The organism is Erysipelothrix amsterdamensis (assembly GCF_940143175.1).
Classification (GTDB): domain Bacteria; phylum Bacillota_I; class Bacilli_A; order Erysipelotrichales; family Erysipelotrichaceae; genus Erysipelothrix; species Erysipelothrix amsterdamensis.
The window spans coordinates 507,974-525,928 of record NZ_OW659496.1; the positions used below are offsets into that span (position 1 = coordinate 507,974).

The 17,955-nt window shown below is 37.2% G+C and carries 16 protein-coding genes; 13 read left to right on the plus strand and 3 right to left on the minus strand.

Translation table 11 applies throughout. The features are described 5' to 3' along the window. Positions 1–77: 77 nt before the first annotated feature. The 12 genes from NMG63_RS02405 to NMG63_RS02465 all read left to right on the plus strand — a co-directional run bounded on the left by NMG63_RS02405 (position 78) and on the right by NMG63_RS02465 (position 13,421). On the plus strand, positions 78–1,049 hold the full coding sequence (locus NMG63_RS02405) for an ABC transporter permease (protein WP_003773025.1): 972 nt from the start codon (positions 78–80) through the stop codon (positions 1,047–1,049). 10 nt (positions 1,050–1,059) lie between these two features. Next, positions 1,060–2,919, plus strand: coding sequence for an ABC transporter permease subunit (locus tag NMG63_RS02410; RefSeq protein ID WP_254007371.1), 1,860 nt, complete (start codon positions 1,060–1,062; stop codon positions 2,917–2,919). 58 nt (positions 2,920–2,977) lie between these two features. Further along, entirely contained in the window at positions 2,978–4,465 is a 1,488-nt protein-coding gene (locus NMG63_RS09185) for an oligopeptide/dipeptide ABC transporter ATP-binding protein (RefSeq protein ID WP_301332393.1), read from the plus strand. A 2-nt stretch (positions 4,466–4,467) separates the two neighbouring features. Beyond that, positions 4,468–5,409 carry an ABC transporter ATP-binding protein gene (locus NMG63_RS02425; protein ID WP_254007372.1) on the plus strand — a complete coding sequence of 314 codons (942 nt, stop codon included), beginning with the start codon at positions 4,468–4,470 and terminating at the stop codon, positions 5,407–5,409. Between the two features lie 2 nt (positions 5,410–5,411). Then, on the plus strand, positions 5,412–5,600 hold the full coding sequence (locus NMG63_RS02430) for a hypothetical protein (RefSeq protein WP_003773029.1): 189 nt from the start codon (positions 5,412–5,414) through the stop codon (positions 5,598–5,600). A 102-nt stretch (positions 5,601–5,702) separates the two neighbouring features. After that, the gene (locus NMG63_RS02435; RefSeq protein WP_254007373.1) at positions 5,703–6,143 is read left to right on the plus strand and encodes a MarR family winged helix-turn-helix transcriptional regulator; all 441 of its coding nucleotides are present in this window, start codon (positions 5,703–5,705) and stop codon (positions 6,141–6,143) included. Then, positions 6,127–7,857 (plus strand): ABC transporter ATP-binding protein, encoded by a 1,731-nt coding sequence (locus NMG63_RS02440; protein ID WP_254007374.1) that lies wholly within the window; start codon positions 6,127–6,129, stop codon positions 7,855–7,857. The genes NMG63_RS02435 and NMG63_RS02440 overlap by 17 nt, the downstream gene beginning before the upstream one ends. Before the next feature lies 1 nt (position 7,858). Next, positions 7,859–9,649, plus strand: coding sequence for an ABC transporter ATP-binding protein (locus NMG63_RS02445; protein WP_254007375.1), 1,791 nt, complete (start codon positions 7,859–7,861; stop codon positions 9,647–9,649). A 52-nt stretch (positions 9,650–9,701) separates the two neighbouring features. Beyond that, the gene (locus NMG63_RS02450; protein ID WP_254007376.1) at positions 9,702–10,379 is read left to right on the plus strand and encodes a metal-dependent hydrolase; all 678 of its coding nucleotides are present in this window, start codon (positions 9,702–9,704) and stop codon (positions 10,377–10,379) included. A gap of 14 nt (positions 10,380–10,393) precedes the next feature. Further along, positions 10,394–11,038, plus strand: a complete 645-nt coding sequence (locus NMG63_RS02455) for an HAD family hydrolase (RefSeq protein WP_254007377.1) — start codon at positions 10,394–10,396, stop codon at positions 11,036–11,038. Between the two features lie 208 nt (positions 11,039–11,246). Further along, entirely contained in the window at positions 11,247–11,549 is a 303-nt protein-coding gene (locus tag NMG63_RS02460; RefSeq protein WP_003773035.1) for an antibiotic biosynthesis monooxygenase family protein, read from the plus strand. 219 nt (positions 11,550–11,768) lie between these two features. Then, positions 11,769–13,421 (plus strand): putative manganese-dependent inorganic diphosphatase, encoded by a 1,653-nt coding sequence (locus NMG63_RS02465; protein WP_123171736.1) that lies wholly within the window; start codon positions 11,769–11,771, stop codon positions 13,419–13,421. Between the two features lie 43 nt (positions 13,422–13,464). On the opposite strand, the gene zwf is transcribed toward NMG63_RS02465, so the two are convergent. The 3 genes from zwf to gpmA all read right to left on the minus strand — a co-directional run bounded on the left by zwf (position 13,465) and on the right by gpmA (position 17,165). After that, positions 13,465–14,898 (minus strand): glucose-6-phosphate dehydrogenase, encoded by a 1,434-nt coding sequence (zwf, locus tag NMG63_RS02470; protein WP_254007378.1) that lies wholly within the window; start codon positions 14,896–14,898, stop codon positions 13,465–13,467. Next, positions 14,885–16,309: an NADP-dependent phosphogluconate dehydrogenase gene (gene gnd / locus NMG63_RS02475; protein ID WP_254007379.1), complete on the minus strand. Its 1,425-nt coding sequence runs from the start codon at positions 16,307–16,309 to the stop codon at positions 14,885–14,887. The genes zwf and gnd overlap by 14 nt, the downstream gene beginning before the upstream one ends. 106 nt (positions 16,310–16,415) lie before the next feature. After that, the gene (gene gpmA / locus NMG63_RS02480; protein WP_013852680.1) at positions 16,416–17,165 is read right to left on the minus strand and encodes a 2,3-diphosphoglycerate-dependent phosphoglycerate mutase; all 750 of its coding nucleotides are present in this window, start codon (positions 17,163–17,165) and stop codon (positions 16,416–16,418) included. A 183-nt stretch (positions 17,166–17,348) separates the two neighbouring features. Between gpmA and NMG63_RS02485 the strand changes: the two genes are divergently transcribed. Beyond that, a complete protein-coding gene (locus NMG63_RS02485; RefSeq protein ID WP_123171733.1) occupies positions 17,349–17,945 on the plus strand; it encodes a nitroreductase family protein in 597 nt (198 codons plus the stop codon). Positions 17,946–17,955 lie beyond the last annotated feature (10 nt).

The window sequence follows — 17,955 nt, forward strand, 5'->3', positions numbered from 1 at the left end:
TGAGTTATAATTGAATGTAAGTACTATAAGAAGTGTCAATCGGCACTTCTTATAGTCGTGTTAAAAGGAGAAAAACGATGTTTAAGTATATGATAAAACGGATTATGTCGTTGATTCCTGTTGTGATCATCATTTCAATCATGCTATTTTCATTAGTGAAAATGATGCCTGGTGATCCCGTAATAGGAATGATAAACCCAGCGATTAAAGATCCAGTACAATACCAAAGGGCTTATGATGAAGCTGCAGAGCGCATCGGTCATAACAAGCCACTCCCAGAACAATATGTTCGCTGGGTAAAAAACACACTTTCGGGTGATTTAGGGATTTCAACATCTAAAAATAAACCCGTAAAAGAGGTTATTGCAACACCACTAAAAAATACAGTATTTCTTAATATAATTTCTACAACAATTGCGTTTGTTATCTCAATTATTGTAGGTATTAAATCAGCCGTGAATCGTGGCGGAAAATTTGATAAGTTTTGGCAAGTCTTTTCACTTGTCGGAATGTCAATGCCAACATTGTTAATCTCGATCTTGTTAATTTACTTCTTCGCAATTAAATTAAGCATCTTCCCTACAGGTGGGATGCCACTTGCTGGAACTACAGGGATTGCATATGTGGGTCAATGGTTCCGTTATGCAGCCTTACCAATTATCACCTTAACCATTGGTTCATTTGCATCGACAATTCGATATGTCCGAAATGCAATGATTGAAGTGTTAAACAGTGATTATATTCGTACTGCACGTGCTAAAGGGTTATCAGGAAAAGTCATTGTCTATTCGCATGCGTTTAGAAATGCTCTAATTCCAGTTGTAACGGTTCTTGCAGGTTCGATTGCTGGTATTTTTGGGGGTGCCGCAATTACCGAACAGATCTTCTCATGGAACGGGATTGGAAACGTCTTGATTCAAGGAGTTGGTAGTCGTGACCTCATGCTTGTATTAGCAATGAACATGTTCTATGCAATCCTATCACTCGTTTCAAACATTGTTATGGATATTGGATACGCGATGGTTGACCCACGTGTTAAATTAGATTAGGGGTTTTGATATGGACAACAATAAGAAAAATTCATTTTGGACAAGTATCAAATCGATGTTTGCTAATCTGTTTAAGAGCGGTGGGCAACGACGCGAAGAACTTGAAGATTTAATCGCTGATGATGTGGTAATTAGCCCATCAAAACAAATTGCGAGAAACTTTTTTGAAAATAAATTAGGTGTTACAGGACTTGTAGCATTCATATTAATATTTGTGGTTGTATTTGGTACCACAACATTTAGACCGTATAATTCATACGATCATGAAACAGTATTAAATAACTTAGCGCCTGGGACAAAGTATTTAAATATTCCCAAGGAAATACAAGGCAAAAACATTGATACAATAAGCAGTGGTACTTCATACTCTGTTGCATTAGATGATGCAGGAAAAGTACATTTCTGGGGACAACGCCCTGATAAGAAATTTAAAGTGGATCAAATCGTTGAAAAAACTAAGAATAGTAAAATTAAGTCACTTGCGTCAGGAGATAAATTTGTTGTTGCAGTCACCGAAAACAATCAATTTATTGGTGTAGGTGAAAATACATTCTCTCAAACAGAACTACCATTTGATGTCATGGAAGAACTTGGTAGTGACAACATTGTTAAAGTAGCAGCAGGAAAACGTTTTACTGCGATTGTTACAGATACAGGAAAAATCTATACATGGGGTAGTGTTCTTGAAAACAACCTCGATAATATTCCGAAAAGCATCCAAGGTCGTGTTAAAGATATCGCAATTGGACAATTTAACATCATCGCTTTACTTGATGACGGTTCATTGACAGCATTTGGTCAAGGTGGTACTGAAGTAGGTGCCATTCCGACAGAATTAACAGATGGTTCTGTAAAAGTTACTCAAGTAGAACTTACTAAGACTTCAGCAATGGCTTTAGATGCTGATGGTAATGTTCATACATGGGGAGCACACGGTAAATATCAAAGCATTCCAGAACTTGATGGTAAAGTAGTGCAAATTGCATCAACCTTATCATCATTTAACGCACTTACAGAATCTGGAAGTGTTTATGCTTGGGGTGAAGGTAAATTTAATTTAACGGATGTTCCATCATCAGTAACAAACGTTAAAAACAAACAAATTTTCTCAGATCATTTCCAATCATTTGCTGTGAGCGAAGATAATCAAATTAATGGTTGGGGTAACAAAGGTTTTATCTTGGGAACGGATGACATGGGACGCTCAATTGGAGAACGCTTGCTTTATGGTGGTCGTATCTCATTAACAGTTGGTGCGATTTCAATGATTATTTCTACCCTCATCGGTGTGCTTGTTGGTTTAATTGCTGGATTCTACGGTGGTTGGGTTGATAACTTACTCATGCGTATTGCTGAAGTTATTAGTGCTTTCCCATTCTTACCGCTTGCAATTACCTTATCGGCTTTATTACCTTCCTCAACAACACAATCACAACGTCTTGCGATGATTATGGTTATTTTAGGGGTAATCTCTTGGCCGGGTGTTGCACGTCTTGTACGTGGCCAAATCCTAGCTGAACGTGAGAAAGATTTCGTTCTTGCTGCACGTGCATTAGGACTGAAAGAAAAAACAATTATTATTCGCCATATTTTACCAAGTGTATTTAACTTTATTATTGTTAATATGACACTTGGATATGCATCAAGCTTACTTACAGAAGCTGGATTGTCATATTTAGGATTTGGTGTTAAGCCACCTTCACCATCATGGGGTAATATGCTCAATGGTGTTGCAAATACAACAGTTATTGAAAATTACTGGTGGCAATGGCTTCTACCAGCACTCTGCGTTATGCTTACAGCCTTGTCTGTTAACTTAATGGGAGATGCACTTCGCGATGCAATGGATCCGAAGTCGAACCAGAAGTAGGGGATGGTAGATAAAATGAAAAATACAGTAAATTACAAAGTAAGGATGGGATTATATAATGGAAAATAAAGATAATCGCGTTCTCATAAAGGTTGAACACTTACAAAAATATTTCCCAATTAAAAAATCCAGTGTTTTCCAACGTAAACAAGAATATGTAAAAGCCAACAAAGATATCTCAATTGAAATTTTTGAAGGTGAAACATTAGGACTTGTTGGAGAATCCGGTTGTGGTAAATCCACGTTTGGTCGTACATTAATTCAATTGTACGATCAAACAGGTGGTGTATCACTTTATTATGGTGAAACAATTGAAGAAATGATGCCTGAGTACGTACGCGGAGTATATAAATCAATACCAAAAGTTTTTGGTAAACATGATGCAGAATACAAAGCGATTAAAGACCTTGAATCAAAAATTGAAGGAACATCAGGCGAAGAATTTATTGAACTTAATGAATCTTTGCGTCTTTTAAAGATTGCATATGAGACAACATACGGAAATATTTTCCGTCTTGCAGGTGGACTTCTTGTTCATGATAATCTGAACGAAGTGAGTAAATTGCTTCTTTCAAAATATCAAAAAGGGAGTGCAGTAGCGAAGTTACATAAAGAACTTGAAATGGAAACATTGCGCAATACCATGCATGATAAAAAAGCAAATGGTAATGTATCAAGTTTAAAAGAAAAATTAGCAGCAGCTCAAAAAGAGCTTGATGACGTTAATGTGGTTATTAACGAAATGAAGGCAAAATTATCATCACATGATAATTTTGAAGAATATGAATCTTTACTTGATGATGGTATCGATTTATCATCATTAAACAAACAAGAGATGCGTTTCTTACGTAAGGATTTACAAATTATTTTCCAAGATCCATATTCATCACTTGATCCTCGTTTTACCGTAGGAAACATCATTGGAGAAGGGCTGATTGCTCATAAACTCTTCAAGGATGCAAACAGTGACGAATACAACGAATACATTATTGATATAATGGAAAAATGTGGACTTCAGAAAGAATTTATACACCGTTATCCTCACCAATTTTCAGGTGGACAACGTCAACGTATTGGGATTGCTCGTGCATTAGCGCTTCGTCCTAAGTTTATCGTTTGTGATGAAGCTGTTAGTGCATTGGATGTATCCATCCAGTCTCAAGTTATTAACTTACTTCAAGATCTTAAAGATGAGCACAACTTAACATACCTATTCATTACCCATGACTTGGGTGTGGTACGTTATATTAGTGACCGTATTGGTGTTATGTATTTTGGTAACTTGGTTGAACTTGCACCTGCTGAAGAAATCTTCAGTAATCCGCAACATCCATATACCAAACAATTGCTTGCAGCGATTCCTCGAATGGAAAAAGATGAAGCAGAGATTGCGGAACTTCTTAAAGTTGTTCCAAATGGCATTTTCGATTTCACATTTGAAGAAACTGGTGAAGCTGATAAAGATTGGTATGAAGTGGCACCAGATCACTTTGTAGCATGTCGTCTTCTCAATGCTGAAGCGAAAAATAAGAAAGGAGGTATGTAAGCATGGCTTTATTAGAAATTAAAAACCTACATACCTACTTTGATACAAAACGTGGCTTGGTAAAAGCTGTTAATGGTGTTTCTTTCTCTGTAGATGAAGGACGTACATTGGGTATTGTTGGTGAATCAGGAAGTGGAAAGAGTCAGACAGCAATGTCGATCTTACAATTGTTTGAATCAAACCAACGTATCTATGAAGGTGAGATTATCTTTAACGGTGAAGTTCTATCGGATTATACGGAAGAACAATTACGTAAAGTTCGTGGAAATGATATTTCTATGATTTTCCAAGAACCGATGACAAGTTTAAACCCGGTCTTCACGGTTGAACGTCAAATTAGTGAAGTATTAATGCTTCACCAAGGTATGACTAAGCAAGAAGCGAGTCAACGCGCACTGGAAATGCTTGCATCCGTTAAAATTCCTCGTCCAGAGAAAGTTCTAAAAAACTATCCTCACCAATTATCAGGTGGGATGAGTCAACGTGTTATGATTGCGATGGCGCTTGCATGTAATCCTAAGCTTTTAATCGCTGATGAGCCTACAACGGCTCTTGATGTTATTATTCAAGCAGAGATTCTTAAACTAATGAATGATCTTAAAACAGATTACAACACATCAATTCTCTTTATTACTCATGACCTCGGTGTTATCAGTCAAATGGCAGATGATGTTATTGTTATGTATGGTGGTAAGATTGTTGAAGCGGCACCAATCAAAGCAATCTTTTCAGATGCGAAACATCCATATACGAAGCGCTTATTAAACGCGTTCTTAAAAACGGATATTAGTGGACGTAAAGATCGTAAAGAAGTTGAAGCGGATCTTTATTCTTCAGAAAACGAAGTTTATGACTTCTATAACTTTAAGACAAACGCAATTGCGGATGTTGATTGGCATTGTGTTGGTGAAAACCACTACGTTGCATGTAATTTAAAGAAATAATTATGTTGAATAAACGAAAAAAAAGAAAATTACTAACTGAAGAAGAAATTCAAGAAAAGTTTAAAGATGTTGAGTTTGAGAAAAATGATACGACGGCAATGATTATTGCCGCAATCGTAACACTCTTACCAGCGCTACTCCTTGTATTAGGATTGATCTATGGACTTTTATGGCTGATCTTCATTGGCTAAAGACACTAAGGAAGCCGTCTCAGGACGGCTTTCATTTATTTATCACAGTGTCTTTTTCTTTTTTGATATAATTAGTTAGTCGTTTAACTAAAGGAGAAGTCTATGGAATCTGTCTTATCACAACTTTATCGCGCATTAGAACGAAAACATCGAAGTGTTGTTCAAGCCTATTTAGATACTCTAGGGCTCTATATAGGGCAACCACGTTTTCTTTTTGAGCTGTATCGAAATCCTGGTTTGACACAAAGAGAGTTAGCAGAAATACTTGTGGTTACAAAGGAAACAGTATCTGTAGCTCTAAAACGTCTTGAACAAGGAGATTTTATTCGCAGGGAAATACCGGAAGATGATAAACGGTGTCGTCAGCTATACCTGACTGAAAAAGGGGAAGCGACGATTGTCGAGTTGAAGAAAAATTTTGATTCCATAAACAATTCAATGTTCCTGAACTTAAGTACGGAACAACAACTTCAGTTAGAAGAATTACTTACAGAAATGATTAAAGGATTGGAGGCAAGAGAGACAAATGAAAACGTTCTTTAAATATTTTAAACCTGAGATCCCAATCGCATTATTGGGAATTATTTTTGTCGGTAGTGTCGCCTTCATCGAATTGTATCAAATTCAATTGATGGCGCAAATTATCGACGTAGGGATTGCGAATCAAGATTTTACGGTAATCCTTAATGTTGGTCTGAAAATGGTTGGGCTTGCCTTGCTCGGGGCGGTCATTGCGATGCTTGGTTTGGTTTTTCCATCGCAAGCTTCCAACAATTTCGCCTTAAATTTACGTCGAGACATCTTTAAACGTGTACAAACATTTTCGTTAAAGAATATGTCTCAATTTCAAACGGCTTCTTTAGTAACCCGTTTGACGAATGATATCAACTTTCTACAGCGAACCATTATGATGTGCTTACGCTTATTAGTGCGTGCACCAGTATTCCTCATCAGTACAGTTGTGATGACCTATATGATAAGTCCTGATCTGTCCATTGTAATGTTAGGAGCGGTTGTGGTATTATCACTGGTCTTGCTTTATGTTATTAAAGAAGGATTTCCACGATTTGTTAAGTTGCAAGATAAAGTGGATAAGATGAACCGAAAGGTTCAAGAATCCCTCATGAACATTCGAGTTATTAAATCTTTTGTCCGTGAGGATGAAGAATCGCACAAATTTCAAGACGAAAACGGTGAGTTGTTTGATGCTTCCGTCAGCGCCATGAATTTAATGGTGGTCATGAATCCAGCATTAATGGGTGCAATTCACTTTGCGACACTGTTTATCGTATGGATTTCAAGTTTCCTTATTGTTGATCAACATTTAATTAATATTGGTGATTTACTCGTCTTTATAAACTATCTTCGTTTTACGATGTTCTCGATGATGATGATCACAAACGTTTTAATGATGATTTCACGATCGAAAGCATCCGTCATTCGTTTGAAAGAAGTGTTGGAAACTGAACCAGATATTACCAATGCAACAATACTGGATACACTTCCTGAAAATCCACGAGGTGATATTCATTTTGATAATGTCTCATTCCGTTATTATGAGGATGCAAATGATATTCTCACAAACATTAATTTTGCCATTAAACCCGGTGAACATGTCGGGATTATTGGTTCTACAGGTTCAGGTAAGTCTACCTTAATTAATCTCATGGTACGTTTAATTGATGTGACTGAAGGAACAATCTACCTTGATGGAAAAGATATCCGTACGCTTGATTTGAAATCGTTACGCAGTCAATTTGGATTTGTTCCCCAAAAAAATGTGCTGTTTACTGGAACCATTGAGTCGAACCTGAAACTTGGAAATCCAAATGCAAGTCAAGAAGATCTTATTCGTGCTACGAAAGCAGCTTCGATTTATGACTTTATCATGGAACAAGAAGAGGGATTTAAAGCACCAATCCAACAAGGTGGTACCAATTTATCGGGTGGTCAACGTCAACGGATGTGTATTGCTCGAGCACTGGTTGTGGAACCTAAAATTCTTGTTTTAGATGATAGTACGAGTGCCTTGGATGCTGCTACAGAACAACGCGTCAAAGAGTCCGTTCAAAGTCTTTATGAAGATGTTACGGTAATCAGCATTGCGCAAAAAATTAGTTCTGTTTCAGACAGTGATATGATTTTAGTTATGGATGAAGGCAAAATTGTTGGGCAAGGAACTCACACTACGCTGCTTGAGTCCTGTAGTGTTTACCAAGAAATCTATGAAAGCCAACAACGAAAGGGGGATGAATAAGATGAGTGAACGTAAAGTCGTCATTGGTCATAAACCACGAAACCAACAAAAAACACTGAAACGTCTCTTAGGCTATTTAGGACAAAATAAGATCTTGCTGATTATGGTAATCATCGCATCGATTGTCTCAACCCTGGGTGGACTTTATGGATCGTATTCGATCTCTCCATTAATCAAAATTATTGAAAACGGATTAAATGGATCGATTTCACGAGATTTGATGTTCCAACAGCTCTTTAGTAAACTTATTTTTCTTGCCGTAATCTTTGTGGTTGAAGTTTTAGCGATGCTTTTCTCAAACCGCATGATGGTCAAAATCTCTCAACGTACAGTCGAAACAATTCGAAAAGATATGTTTGATCATGTGTTGAAGATGGATGTTAAGTATCACGATCAAAATGCTCATGGGGATTTAATGAGTCGTTTTACAAACGATATTGATCTTGTGGGGGAAGGCTTAAACTCTGCTGCTGCTTCAATTGTTATTAATATCTTCACGTTATTAGGAACAATCGTGGTAATGTTTATCCTGAGTCCTACGCTTTCCCTTGTGACCTTGCTGATCTTGCCACTGCTTTCAATTATGGCAAATGCAATCGTAAAACGAAGTCGTATTTATTCTAAACGCCAACAACGTTCCCTTGGAACCCTCAATGGTTACATTGAAGAATCCATGGAAGGCCAAATGGTTATGCAACTTTTTAATCATGAAGCAGAAGCTGAGAAAGATTTCCAAGTGCTAAATCAAGACTACCGAAAGAATTCTCAAAGTGCTCAGATTACATCGATTATGATGTACCCGTTGATGCAGAATGTGAATACCATTAGTTATGCGGTTATTGGGATTGTGGGGGGATACCTTGCAATTAATCATGGATTAAGTATTGGAGACTTGGGTGCTTATGTAAATATGACACGGACTCAAGGAAAACCAATTAATGAAATCTCGAGTCAATTCACAACCCTTCAGTCTGCAATCGCTTCAGCTGAACGAATTTTTGAACTGCTGGACTGGAGTTTAGAGTCTGAAAATGAAACGGATTTAATTCTTGAAGATGTTGTAGGGTCAGTGCGTTTTGAAAATGTAACATTTGGATATAATCCAAGTGTTCCAGTCCTAAAAGATGTTTCGTTTTGGGCGAAGCCGGGACAGAAAATTGCTTTCGTAGGATCTACTGGAGCAGGGAAAACGACCATCACAAACCTAATTTCTCGATTCTACGATATTGATGCAGGAACTATCTTAATTGATGACAAACCTCTCGATACGATTAATCGTTACAGTTTGCGAAAACATATAGCGATGGTCCTTCAAGATACGCACTTGTTTAGTGGTACCGTTATGGAAAACATTCGTTATGGAAATCTTGAAGCAAGCGATGAAGCGTGTATCGAAGCCGCAAAACTTGCGAATGCGGATCATTTCATACGTCAACTCAAACATGGCTATCAAACGGTTCTTGGAGGCGATGGGGATGATTTATCGCAAGGACAGATGCAATTACTGAATATTGCACGTGCTGCGGTAGCCAATCCTGAAATTCTCATCCTTGATGAGGCTACATCCTCCATCGATACCCGTACTGAACGCATGGTTGAAAAAGGGATGGATTCAATTATGGAAGGACGTACAACCTTTGTGATTGCACACCGTCTGTCAACAGTTCGAAATGCGGACGCGATTATTGTTTTAGAACATGGTGAAATTATTGAACGCGGAAGTCATGATGATTTAATTCAATTAGGCGGTCGTTATGCATCATTATATTCAGGACAATCTCAGTTAGCTTAGAGTAGCATTATGCTACTCTTTTTCGTGTTATAATAAAAACAAGGGGGGCATTATGATGGTTAATGTAGAATATATTAATAATGCGGGTTATGTTGTGGAAACGGAAAAAGCAGTTTATATTTTTGATTATGTTGAGGGTCTGTTGCCATCACGGTATTTATACAGTGAGAAAGAAACATTCTTTTTCGTAACAAGTCGTCATCGCAATCATTACAATGAATCAATTTACAGTTATGGAAAGACGGTTATCCTGTCATCGGATATTTTAGTATCTCCGTACCGTAATGTCTTTATGATGGAGCCAGGTGATGAAATTCACTTAGGTTTCGCGAAAGTGCGTACGTATGAAAGTACAGGTGGTGGTGTCTGTTATCTCATTCAAGAAGGCGATTTAAAAATCTTACATGCCGGGTCGCTTAACAACTGGCATTGGAAGGATACGTTTACGCCTGCAGAATCTCGTTTTGAAACGCATCACTTCCATGAAATTCTTCAAGATATTGCGGTCTATGCACCGATTGATATCTTAATGTTTACACTTGAACCTTCAATGGGTGAAGATTTTGATCGTGGTGCACGCGAAGCTCTTGATTTACTTCAACCGCTTTGTTTCTTTCCAATTAAAACAAAGCATGATGATTCACGCTTTTTCAATTGGGCGATGTCACGTCCAATCACAACATGTTATGAACCAAAACATGATAATCAAGTCTTTAGAAATGTAATTTAGAAAGTTGGACTCACATGGCATTTATTTTTGATTTAGATGGAACGTTATTAGATTCCATTGATGATTTAGGGAATAATTTAAATACAGTGCTTACGCGTCATAATCTTCCCACTTATGATCGCGCACAGTATAAAAAGTTTGTAGGAAATGGGATGAAAAAACTCGTTGAGCGGGCATTACCGAGCGATTACGAAGCATTTGATGTAATCCAGAAAGAATACCTTGATGAATACAGTCGCCACTACACAGAGGCGTCTGTGCCCTATAACAAGGTTTGCGAAACACTCAAGGAACTTAATCAACGTAATACTCCAATTGCAATCTGTACAAACAAGAAACAGGAATATACAGATGGGATTGTGAAGCATTATTATGATGATATTCAATTTGTTGCGACAATAGGAGATACCTTTGATGGTAAACATAAGCCAGATCCCTATTACCCGTTGGTGATTGCATCAACGATGGGGATTGATCCTTCTTTAATTTATTTCGTAGGCGATAGTGATGTGGATATGAAAACAGCTAAGAATGCGGGAATGGTACCAGTAGGGGTGTCATGGGGCTTTAGAAGTGTTGAAGAACTTCGGGAACATGGTGCTCAGTATATTATCAATTCCATTGAAGAAGTACTTGATTTACCAAGACTTACAAAATAACTTTGTGTAGAAAAGCACAGAAATCACAAATGATTTGCTGTGCTTTTTATTTTATGACATGAGTACCATTTTTTAGAACAAATCATTCTCATAAACGATACTTTGTGAATAATATCATCAATTTAACTTATGGAATGCTTGATTCATCGGTCAGGTTTGAATAAAATATACATAGAGAACTTACGATTTTAAAAAGGATGGTATCACAATGAAATATGTAGAAGTTAAACATTTTGAAATGAAAAAAGGAACAGGTCGTGACTTTGCCGAGAATTTTTATAATCGTACGGTAGTTAAAGATTTTCCAGGATTTGTAAGTATTCGTGTAGGACTGAATGAGTCATGCCACAGTTATGATTGTGTGGATGTGTCATTTGTTTGGGAAAATGAAGATGCCTATACTAATTTTAAACGCAGTGACTTACATAAAGAAATTCACCGAACACGCAAACCAAATCCAAATATGATTAAACATTCATCTTATCGTTACGATATGATTCATGAAGACTAAACACTGAGAAATCAGTGTTTTTTTATTTTGATAAAAAAAGCAAGATGATTTCAGAATTGCTGGTTTTGGAAGCGAAACGGAATAATTAACGCAACATAGAATCAGATTTGGTCAGTTATACCTATAAATAGTGTTTAATCGTGGTTCTTTTTCACAGGGTCATCTTTATATATTAAGTAGATATGATAAACTTATATTAATCATTGAAAGGGAATTAATATGAAAAACGAAAAAGATTTAATCTATATTTGTGGACATCGTCATCCAGATACGGATTCAATTGTATCGTCAATTGCATATGCTCATCTCAAAAACATTCTTGGTGCTCCAGCAGTACCTTGTCGTTTGGGTGAACTGAGTGATGAAACCAGTTATCTTCTTGATCGCTTTGGTTTTGAAACACCAACACTTCTCAAAGATGCACGTGCAACACTTGATGAGATTGAAATGGATGATGCGGTAAAGATTCATCTGGATACCTCCATTAAGGAAGCAATGGAAATTATCTCAGATAAGCGACAGACACTTGCGGTAGTTGATGATCGGGATCAACTGATTGGGCTTGTGACTAGTTCAAATCTAGCTCATATCGCGATGGGTGATACAAAACACTCAATCGCACTCTTAAAGAAAACACCAATCTGTAATATTGCGCAAGCAATTGATGGTGAATTGATTTATGAACCAAAGCATTTTCATTTTAATGGGAAAACCAGTATTATTGCGATATCCAAGACAAAGTTGGATAATTATGAATTAACAGACCGCCTCGTGATTATTGGGAATGATACGGAGTCACAGTTAACTGCAATTCGTAAAGGTGCATCCTGTATTGTGACGGTATGGACGGATGAAATCGAAGAATCGGTCTTATCGCTTGCGAAACTGCATGATTGTGGAATTATTCGATCAACACATGGAACCATGAATACCTCGCGTTATTTATTGTTTGCGCCAAGTGTTCGTGAAGTTATGTCGACGGATTTAATTACATTTAATTGGAATGAGTTTGTGGATGATGTTGGGAAGCGTATGCTTAAAACACGTTATCGTGCATACCCAGTATTGGATGATCAAAATAAGATTTATGGTTTTGTATCACGATACCATATTTTAAACTCATCAAGTAAAAAGATGATTCTTGTGGACCACAATGAAGCCTCACAGAGCGTGGATGGGATCCAACAAGCAGAAATACTTGAAATCATTGATCATCACCGTATTGGCGACCTACGCACCGTTAAACCGATTTATTTCAGAAATGAAATCATCGGATCAACGGCATCGATCATCACAAAGATGTATTTAGAACATGGTGTCGAAATTCCAAAAGACATTGCTTCGTTATTACTTGCAGCACTGGTTTCCGATACGTTAAATTTAAAATCACCAACGACAACACCTAAAGATTTTGAGATTGCGAACATTCTCCAAGATCGATCGGGTCTTGATCGTAATGAATTTGCACGTGATATGTACGAAGTAACATCCGGATTAAAAAATAAACCGTATGAAGATATTATTAACCAGGATATTAAGAAATTCTATATTTCTCAAAAAGAGGTTATGGTATCTCAACTCGTTATTTATCACTTTGATGAGTTGGATGATATTTTAGATTCATTTGAAGAAGTGATGGAACAATTTGTAGCACAGCATCACCTTGATCTATTGGTTGTTGTTTTTACCAGTGTTGAGGATAATGGATCCATTATTGTTGCTTCAGGAAGTCTAAAAGAAGCGGTCTTGGACGCATTCCCCAATAAAGACGGTGAAGCACGTACCTTCTTACAAGACGTTGTTTCAAGAAAGAATCAAATCATACCACGCTTATCGGCAGCCATATCTCAGTACTTAGGAACAGGAATGTAAATATAAAAAAACTTCTTAGTCATTTAAGAAGTTTTTTTTAGGTTTAGTATTTAAAAATTTCACCCATAACCTGTTCTTCAATCCATTGATTGCCATCACGTGCTAATAAATCATGGGCACGTTTCGGACCGGATGAATAAGCATCGTAGCCTTCAGGTTTGTGGTTTCCTTTATGCTCTAGAATTGTCTCAACCAAACTCCAACTTAGATGGACTTGTTTAAAACTAGCGAAAAGGGATTGATCGGAATCCATGGCAGCCTTAAGGAGCCGTTCGTACGCTTCCGGTGTATTTTCTCTGTTCTCATAATTACAGCTCTGACAGAAATCCATAAACACCGTTTGACTATCGTGGGTTTGTCCCGGTTTTTTAATATTGAAACGAAGATAGACTCCTTCATCTGGTTGAACTTTAATGATTAGGACATTGGGTTGTTCATGGTCTTTTTGATTAAATTCAATCATAATCTCCGTCGAACGTTTATGCATTCGTTTTCCCGTACGAATATAGATAGGGGTATCTTGCCATTTGGGTAATGAAGAGGCAAGCTTTAAGGCAACATACGTTTCTGTAGTGGAATCACGTTCAACTTTATCTTCATCCGTATAGGACTTCGAATCTTTGTTTTCAAGGTATTGACCATAAACAATATCATTTTCGTAATCTTCTACATACAGACTTTCCAACACAGCTTCTTGTTCATGATGAATGTCCGCAGCATTAAATGCATGGGGTTCATCCATGAGCACGATGGATAATAATTGAAGCAAGTGATTTTGAAACATATCTTTTAATGCACCTGTATGATCGTAATAATTACCACGATTTTCAACCCCAACCGTTTCAGCGGCACTAATTTGTATATTATTGATGGACGCACCATTCCAACTATCCGCAAAAATCATATTAGAAAAACGGATGGTAAAGATATTTTGAACCATCTCTTTTGCCACATAGTGATCAATACGGAAAATACGATCTTCAGCAAAGATATGCGTCAAGGTATTATTAATATCGATTGCGGATTTTAAATCATTCCCAAAGGGTTTTTCAATAATGACTTTACTATTGGAAACCAATTGATGGCGATGGAGTTGTGTCGCAATGGTCTCAAAGAAAGAAGGCGCAACTGCGAAGTAGTAAAGAATTTGTGCTTGTGGATCAAGTGTCTCAAAGTATGTTTTAAGACGTGGATACCCTTCATCTTCGGTAAATGTCATCTTAAAATACGATACGTAATTTAGAAAGACATCCAAGATTTCCTCTTTCACATCAAAACGTGCTTGTTCTCGAAGCCAAGGTTTTGCCAACTCGTGATAGGCTTCTGTCGTTAAATCTTGTCGTCCAATCACAACAAGATGAAAGGACTCGGGGAGGCTTTTGGTTTCAAGAAGATTATAAAATGCAGGTAACAACTTTCGGTAGGTAAGGTCACCCGTACCTCCGAAAATTGCAACGATATGATTATTTGGCTTCATTACTAGGATTCCATTCGTGGTGGAAACTGCCTTGTTTGTCAACGCGTTCAAAGGTATGAGCACCGAACAAGTCACGTTGAGCTTGAATCAAGTTTGCATTTGAACGGCCATTACGGTAAGCATCGAAATAACTGATTGCATTGGTAAAGGCTGGAACACTGATTCCAGATTGAATGGCAAGACCACACACATCACGTAAACTGCCTTGGTAGTCAAGAAGACTTTCTTTGAAAGATGCATCCAACATTAAGTTTTGTAGCTCAGGATTTAATGTATATGCATCTGTAATACGGTTTAAGAATTTCGCACGGATAATGCATCCTTCGCGGAATACCTTCGCAATCGCGCCAAAGTCTAAGTCCCATCCGTATTCTACGGAAGCATTTTTCATCAAGTCAAAACCTTGTGCATAAGCAATAATCTTACTTGCATACAAGGCTTGACGAACTTGTTCAATAAACGCTTCACGGTCATTAATTTGCGCATGAGGTGCTTCAAATCCAAGAATATCTTGTGCTTGAACACGTTCTTCTTTTTTCGCTGAAATAAAGCGGGCAAAGACTGCGGATGCAAGTAAGGAAGCATCGGTACCGGTATTTAATGCTTCTTCGGCAGTCCATTTACCTGTTCCCTTTTGAGCAGCTGTATCTAAAATGACATCCACCATATGTTTACCAGTATCCGGATCCAATTCACCAAAGATTTGTGCTGTAATTTCAATTAAGAAACTATCAAGTTCACCGTGATTCCAATCAGTAAAGATTGCTTCAAGTTCTTCATTCGAAAAACCACCAACATGTTTTAAAATTGAATAACTTTCCGCAATTAATTGCATATCTGCATATTCAATTCCATTATGGACCATTTTGACATAATGACCTGCACCGTTTTCACCAATATAAGTACAGCATGGTTCGCCTTGCGCTTTTGCAGAAACATCTTCTAATATATTTGAAACAAATTGATAAGCGTCTTTACTTCCACCTGGCATAATAGCAGGACCAAAACGTGCACCTTCTTCACCACCAGAAATACCAACACCTAAATAACGGAATCCAAGTGCTTCGATTTCTTGGGTACGACGAATCGTATCTTTGAAATTTGAATTACCACCATCCATGATGATGTCACCCTTGTTAAGGAGTGGAATTAAATTTTCAATTACTTTATCGACAGCAGGTCCCGCTTTAACCATAAGGATGATTTTACGAGGTGCTTCGAGTGAAGTAACAAAATCTTCTAAGCTTTCGAAAAGACTTAAATTTTCGTGTGGGTTTTCTTGAATTACTTTTTGACCAACAGCATATGTACGATTATAGATCGATACATTATAACCGTGATCAGCCATATTAAGGGCTAGGTTTGACCCCATGACTGCAAGTCCAATAACACCTATATCATTTTTTTTCATAATTACCTCCAAAGTCTATAACTATTGTACAAAAATCCAGGCTAATAAACTAGCCTTATAACTTAGACCACAAAGAAAAAAAACGAGTTAGACTCGTTTTTTAAATTTATTTAGCTTTTCCTTGGTTTGCGACTGCTTCCATTTTAGCTTTAAGTGCTTCTTGGTCACCGAGGTAGTATTTGTTTACAACATTAAAGTCGTTATCAAATTCATAAACCAAAGGAACACCTGTAGGAATGTTTACCTTCATAATTTCGTCATCAGTCATATTGTCAAAATATTTAACAAGTGAACGTAATGAGTTACCATGAGCAACAATAAGAACACGTTTTCCATCTAACATTTGAGGTTTAATTGTTTCTTCAAAATAAGGAACAGCACGTTCAATTGTTTCTTTTAAGGATTCGTGTAATGGTAAGATATCTTTATCTTCTACATTACGGTATGCTTCCATGTTACGTGGAGCACGTTCGTCAGTAGGATCTAATTCTGGAGGTTTAACGTCAAATGAACGTCTCCAAATAAGAACTTGGTCTTCACCATATTTCGCAGCTGTTTCAGCTTTATCTAAACCTTGTAACGCACCATAGTGACGTTCGTTAAGTCTCCAATCTTTAACGATTGGTAACCATGTACGTTCCATTTCATTCAAAATATTGTCCATAGTATGGATTGCACGTTTTAAGTATGAAGTATAAACGATATCAAAATCGTAACCTTCTTCTTTAAGCATACGTCCACCAAGTTTAGCTTCTTCTACACCTTTTTCTGAAAGTTCTACATCAGCCCATCCAGTAAAGAGGTTCTTTTCGTTCCATTCACTTTCACCGTGACGAACTACAACTAATTTCATCATAATCAATTCCTCCTAGTTCTTTAATCATTTTACACCATTCCTTTTCTAAAATCTACATTAACCAGACTAGTTCACAAACTTGAAAATTACACAAACATCTTTAGAGCATATGGTTTGAATTAACATAGTCAACAACTATATAATATAATTCGTAAAACATAGTGACTCAGGAGGTAAAATGTCATGACTAAGATTTTTGAAGATTTAGAACTTAGACGTTCTCGATATGGATTATCAAAGGAAGCGGTTTTAACCGAAGAAGAAGTAATCGAATTGGTGGAAGCATCAGTTCAACATACACCTTCAGCATTTAACGCACAAACACAACGCGCAGTCGTTTTATTTGGAAAACACAGTGATGCATTCTGGGACTTAACCCGCGAAGCATTACGCGAAGTAGCACCTGAAGAAGGATTTGAAAATACAGTAGCGAAATTAGAAAGTTTCAAACAAGGTCAAGGTACAATTCTTTATTATATTGATACCGATGTTGTGAAAGGCTTACAAGATCAATTTGCACTTTATGCAGATAATTTCCCAATTTGGGCAGAACAAGAAAACGGAATGATGCAATTGGTAACATGGACTGCTCTTGCCGGAGCGGGAATCGGTGCATCCGTACAACATTACAACCCACTTGTGGATGCAAGTGCTGCAGAGGCATTTGAAATTCCATCAAGTTGGAAATTAGTTGCGCAAATGCCATTTGGTAAAGCAATTGATGAAGTTCAACCTAAAACACTACAAGATGTGAAGGGTAAAGTTAAAGTCTTTAAATAAGTAAAAAAAA

Bases quoted from the DNA above. Each gene is read 5' to 3' on its own strand.
- NMG63_RS02450 (WP_254007376.1), top strand. From the start codon at position 9,702: ATGATGGTTAATGTAGAATATATTAATAATGCGGGTTATGTTGTGGAA.
- NMG63_RS02445 (WP_254007375.1), top strand. From the start codon at position 7,859: ATGAGTGAACGTAAAGTCGTCATTGGTCATAAACCACGAAACCAACAA.
- NMG63_RS02465 (WP_123171736.1), top strand. From the start codon at position 11,769: ATGAAAAACGAAAAAGATTTAATCTATATTTGTGGACATCGTCATCCA.
- NMG63_RS02405 (WP_003773025.1), top strand. From the start codon at position 78: ATGTTTAAGTATATGATAAAACGGATTATGTCGTTGATTCCTGTTGTG.
- NMG63_RS02455 (WP_254007377.1), top strand. From the start codon at position 10,394: ATGGCATTTATTTTTGATTTAGATGGAACGTTATTAGATTCCATTGAT.
- gpmA (WP_013852680.1), bottom strand. From the start codon at position 17,165: ATGATGAAATTAGTTGTAGTTCGTCACGGTGAAAGTGAATGGAACGAA.
- zwf (WP_254007378.1), bottom strand. From the start codon at position 14,898: ATGAAGCCAAATAATCATATCGTTGCAATTTTCGGAGGTACGGGTGAC.
- NMG63_RS02435 (WP_254007373.1), top strand. From the start codon at position 5,703: ATGGAATCTGTCTTATCACAACTTTATCGCGCATTAGAACGAAAACAT.
- NMG63_RS02410 (WP_254007371.1), top strand. From the start codon at position 1,060: ATGGACAACAATAAGAAAAATTCATTTTGGACAAGTATCAAATCGATG.
- gnd (WP_254007379.1), bottom strand. From the start codon at position 16,309: ATGAAAAAAAATGATATAGGTGTTATTGGACTTGCAGTCATGGGGTCA.
- NMG63_RS02425 (WP_254007372.1), top strand. From the start codon at position 4,468: ATGGCTTTATTAGAAATTAAAAACCTACATACCTACTTTGATACAAAA.
- NMG63_RS02460 (WP_003773035.1), top strand. From the start codon at position 11,247: ATGAAATATGTAGAAGTTAAACATTTTGAAATGAAAAAAGGAACAGGT.
- NMG63_RS02430 (WP_003773029.1), top strand. From the start codon at position 5,412: ATGTTGAATAAACGAAAAAAAAGAAAATTACTAACTGAAGAAGAAATT.
- NMG63_RS02485 (WP_123171733.1), top strand. From the start codon at position 17,349: ATGACTAAGATTTTTGAAGATTTAGAACTTAGACGTTCTCGATATGGA.
- NMG63_RS09185 (WP_301332393.1), top strand. From the start codon at position 2,978: ATGGAAAATAAAGATAATCGCGTTCTCATAAAGGTTGAACACTTACAA.
- NMG63_RS02440 (WP_254007374.1), top strand. From the start codon at position 6,127: ATGAAAACGTTCTTTAAATATTTTAAACCTGAGATCCCAATCGCATTA.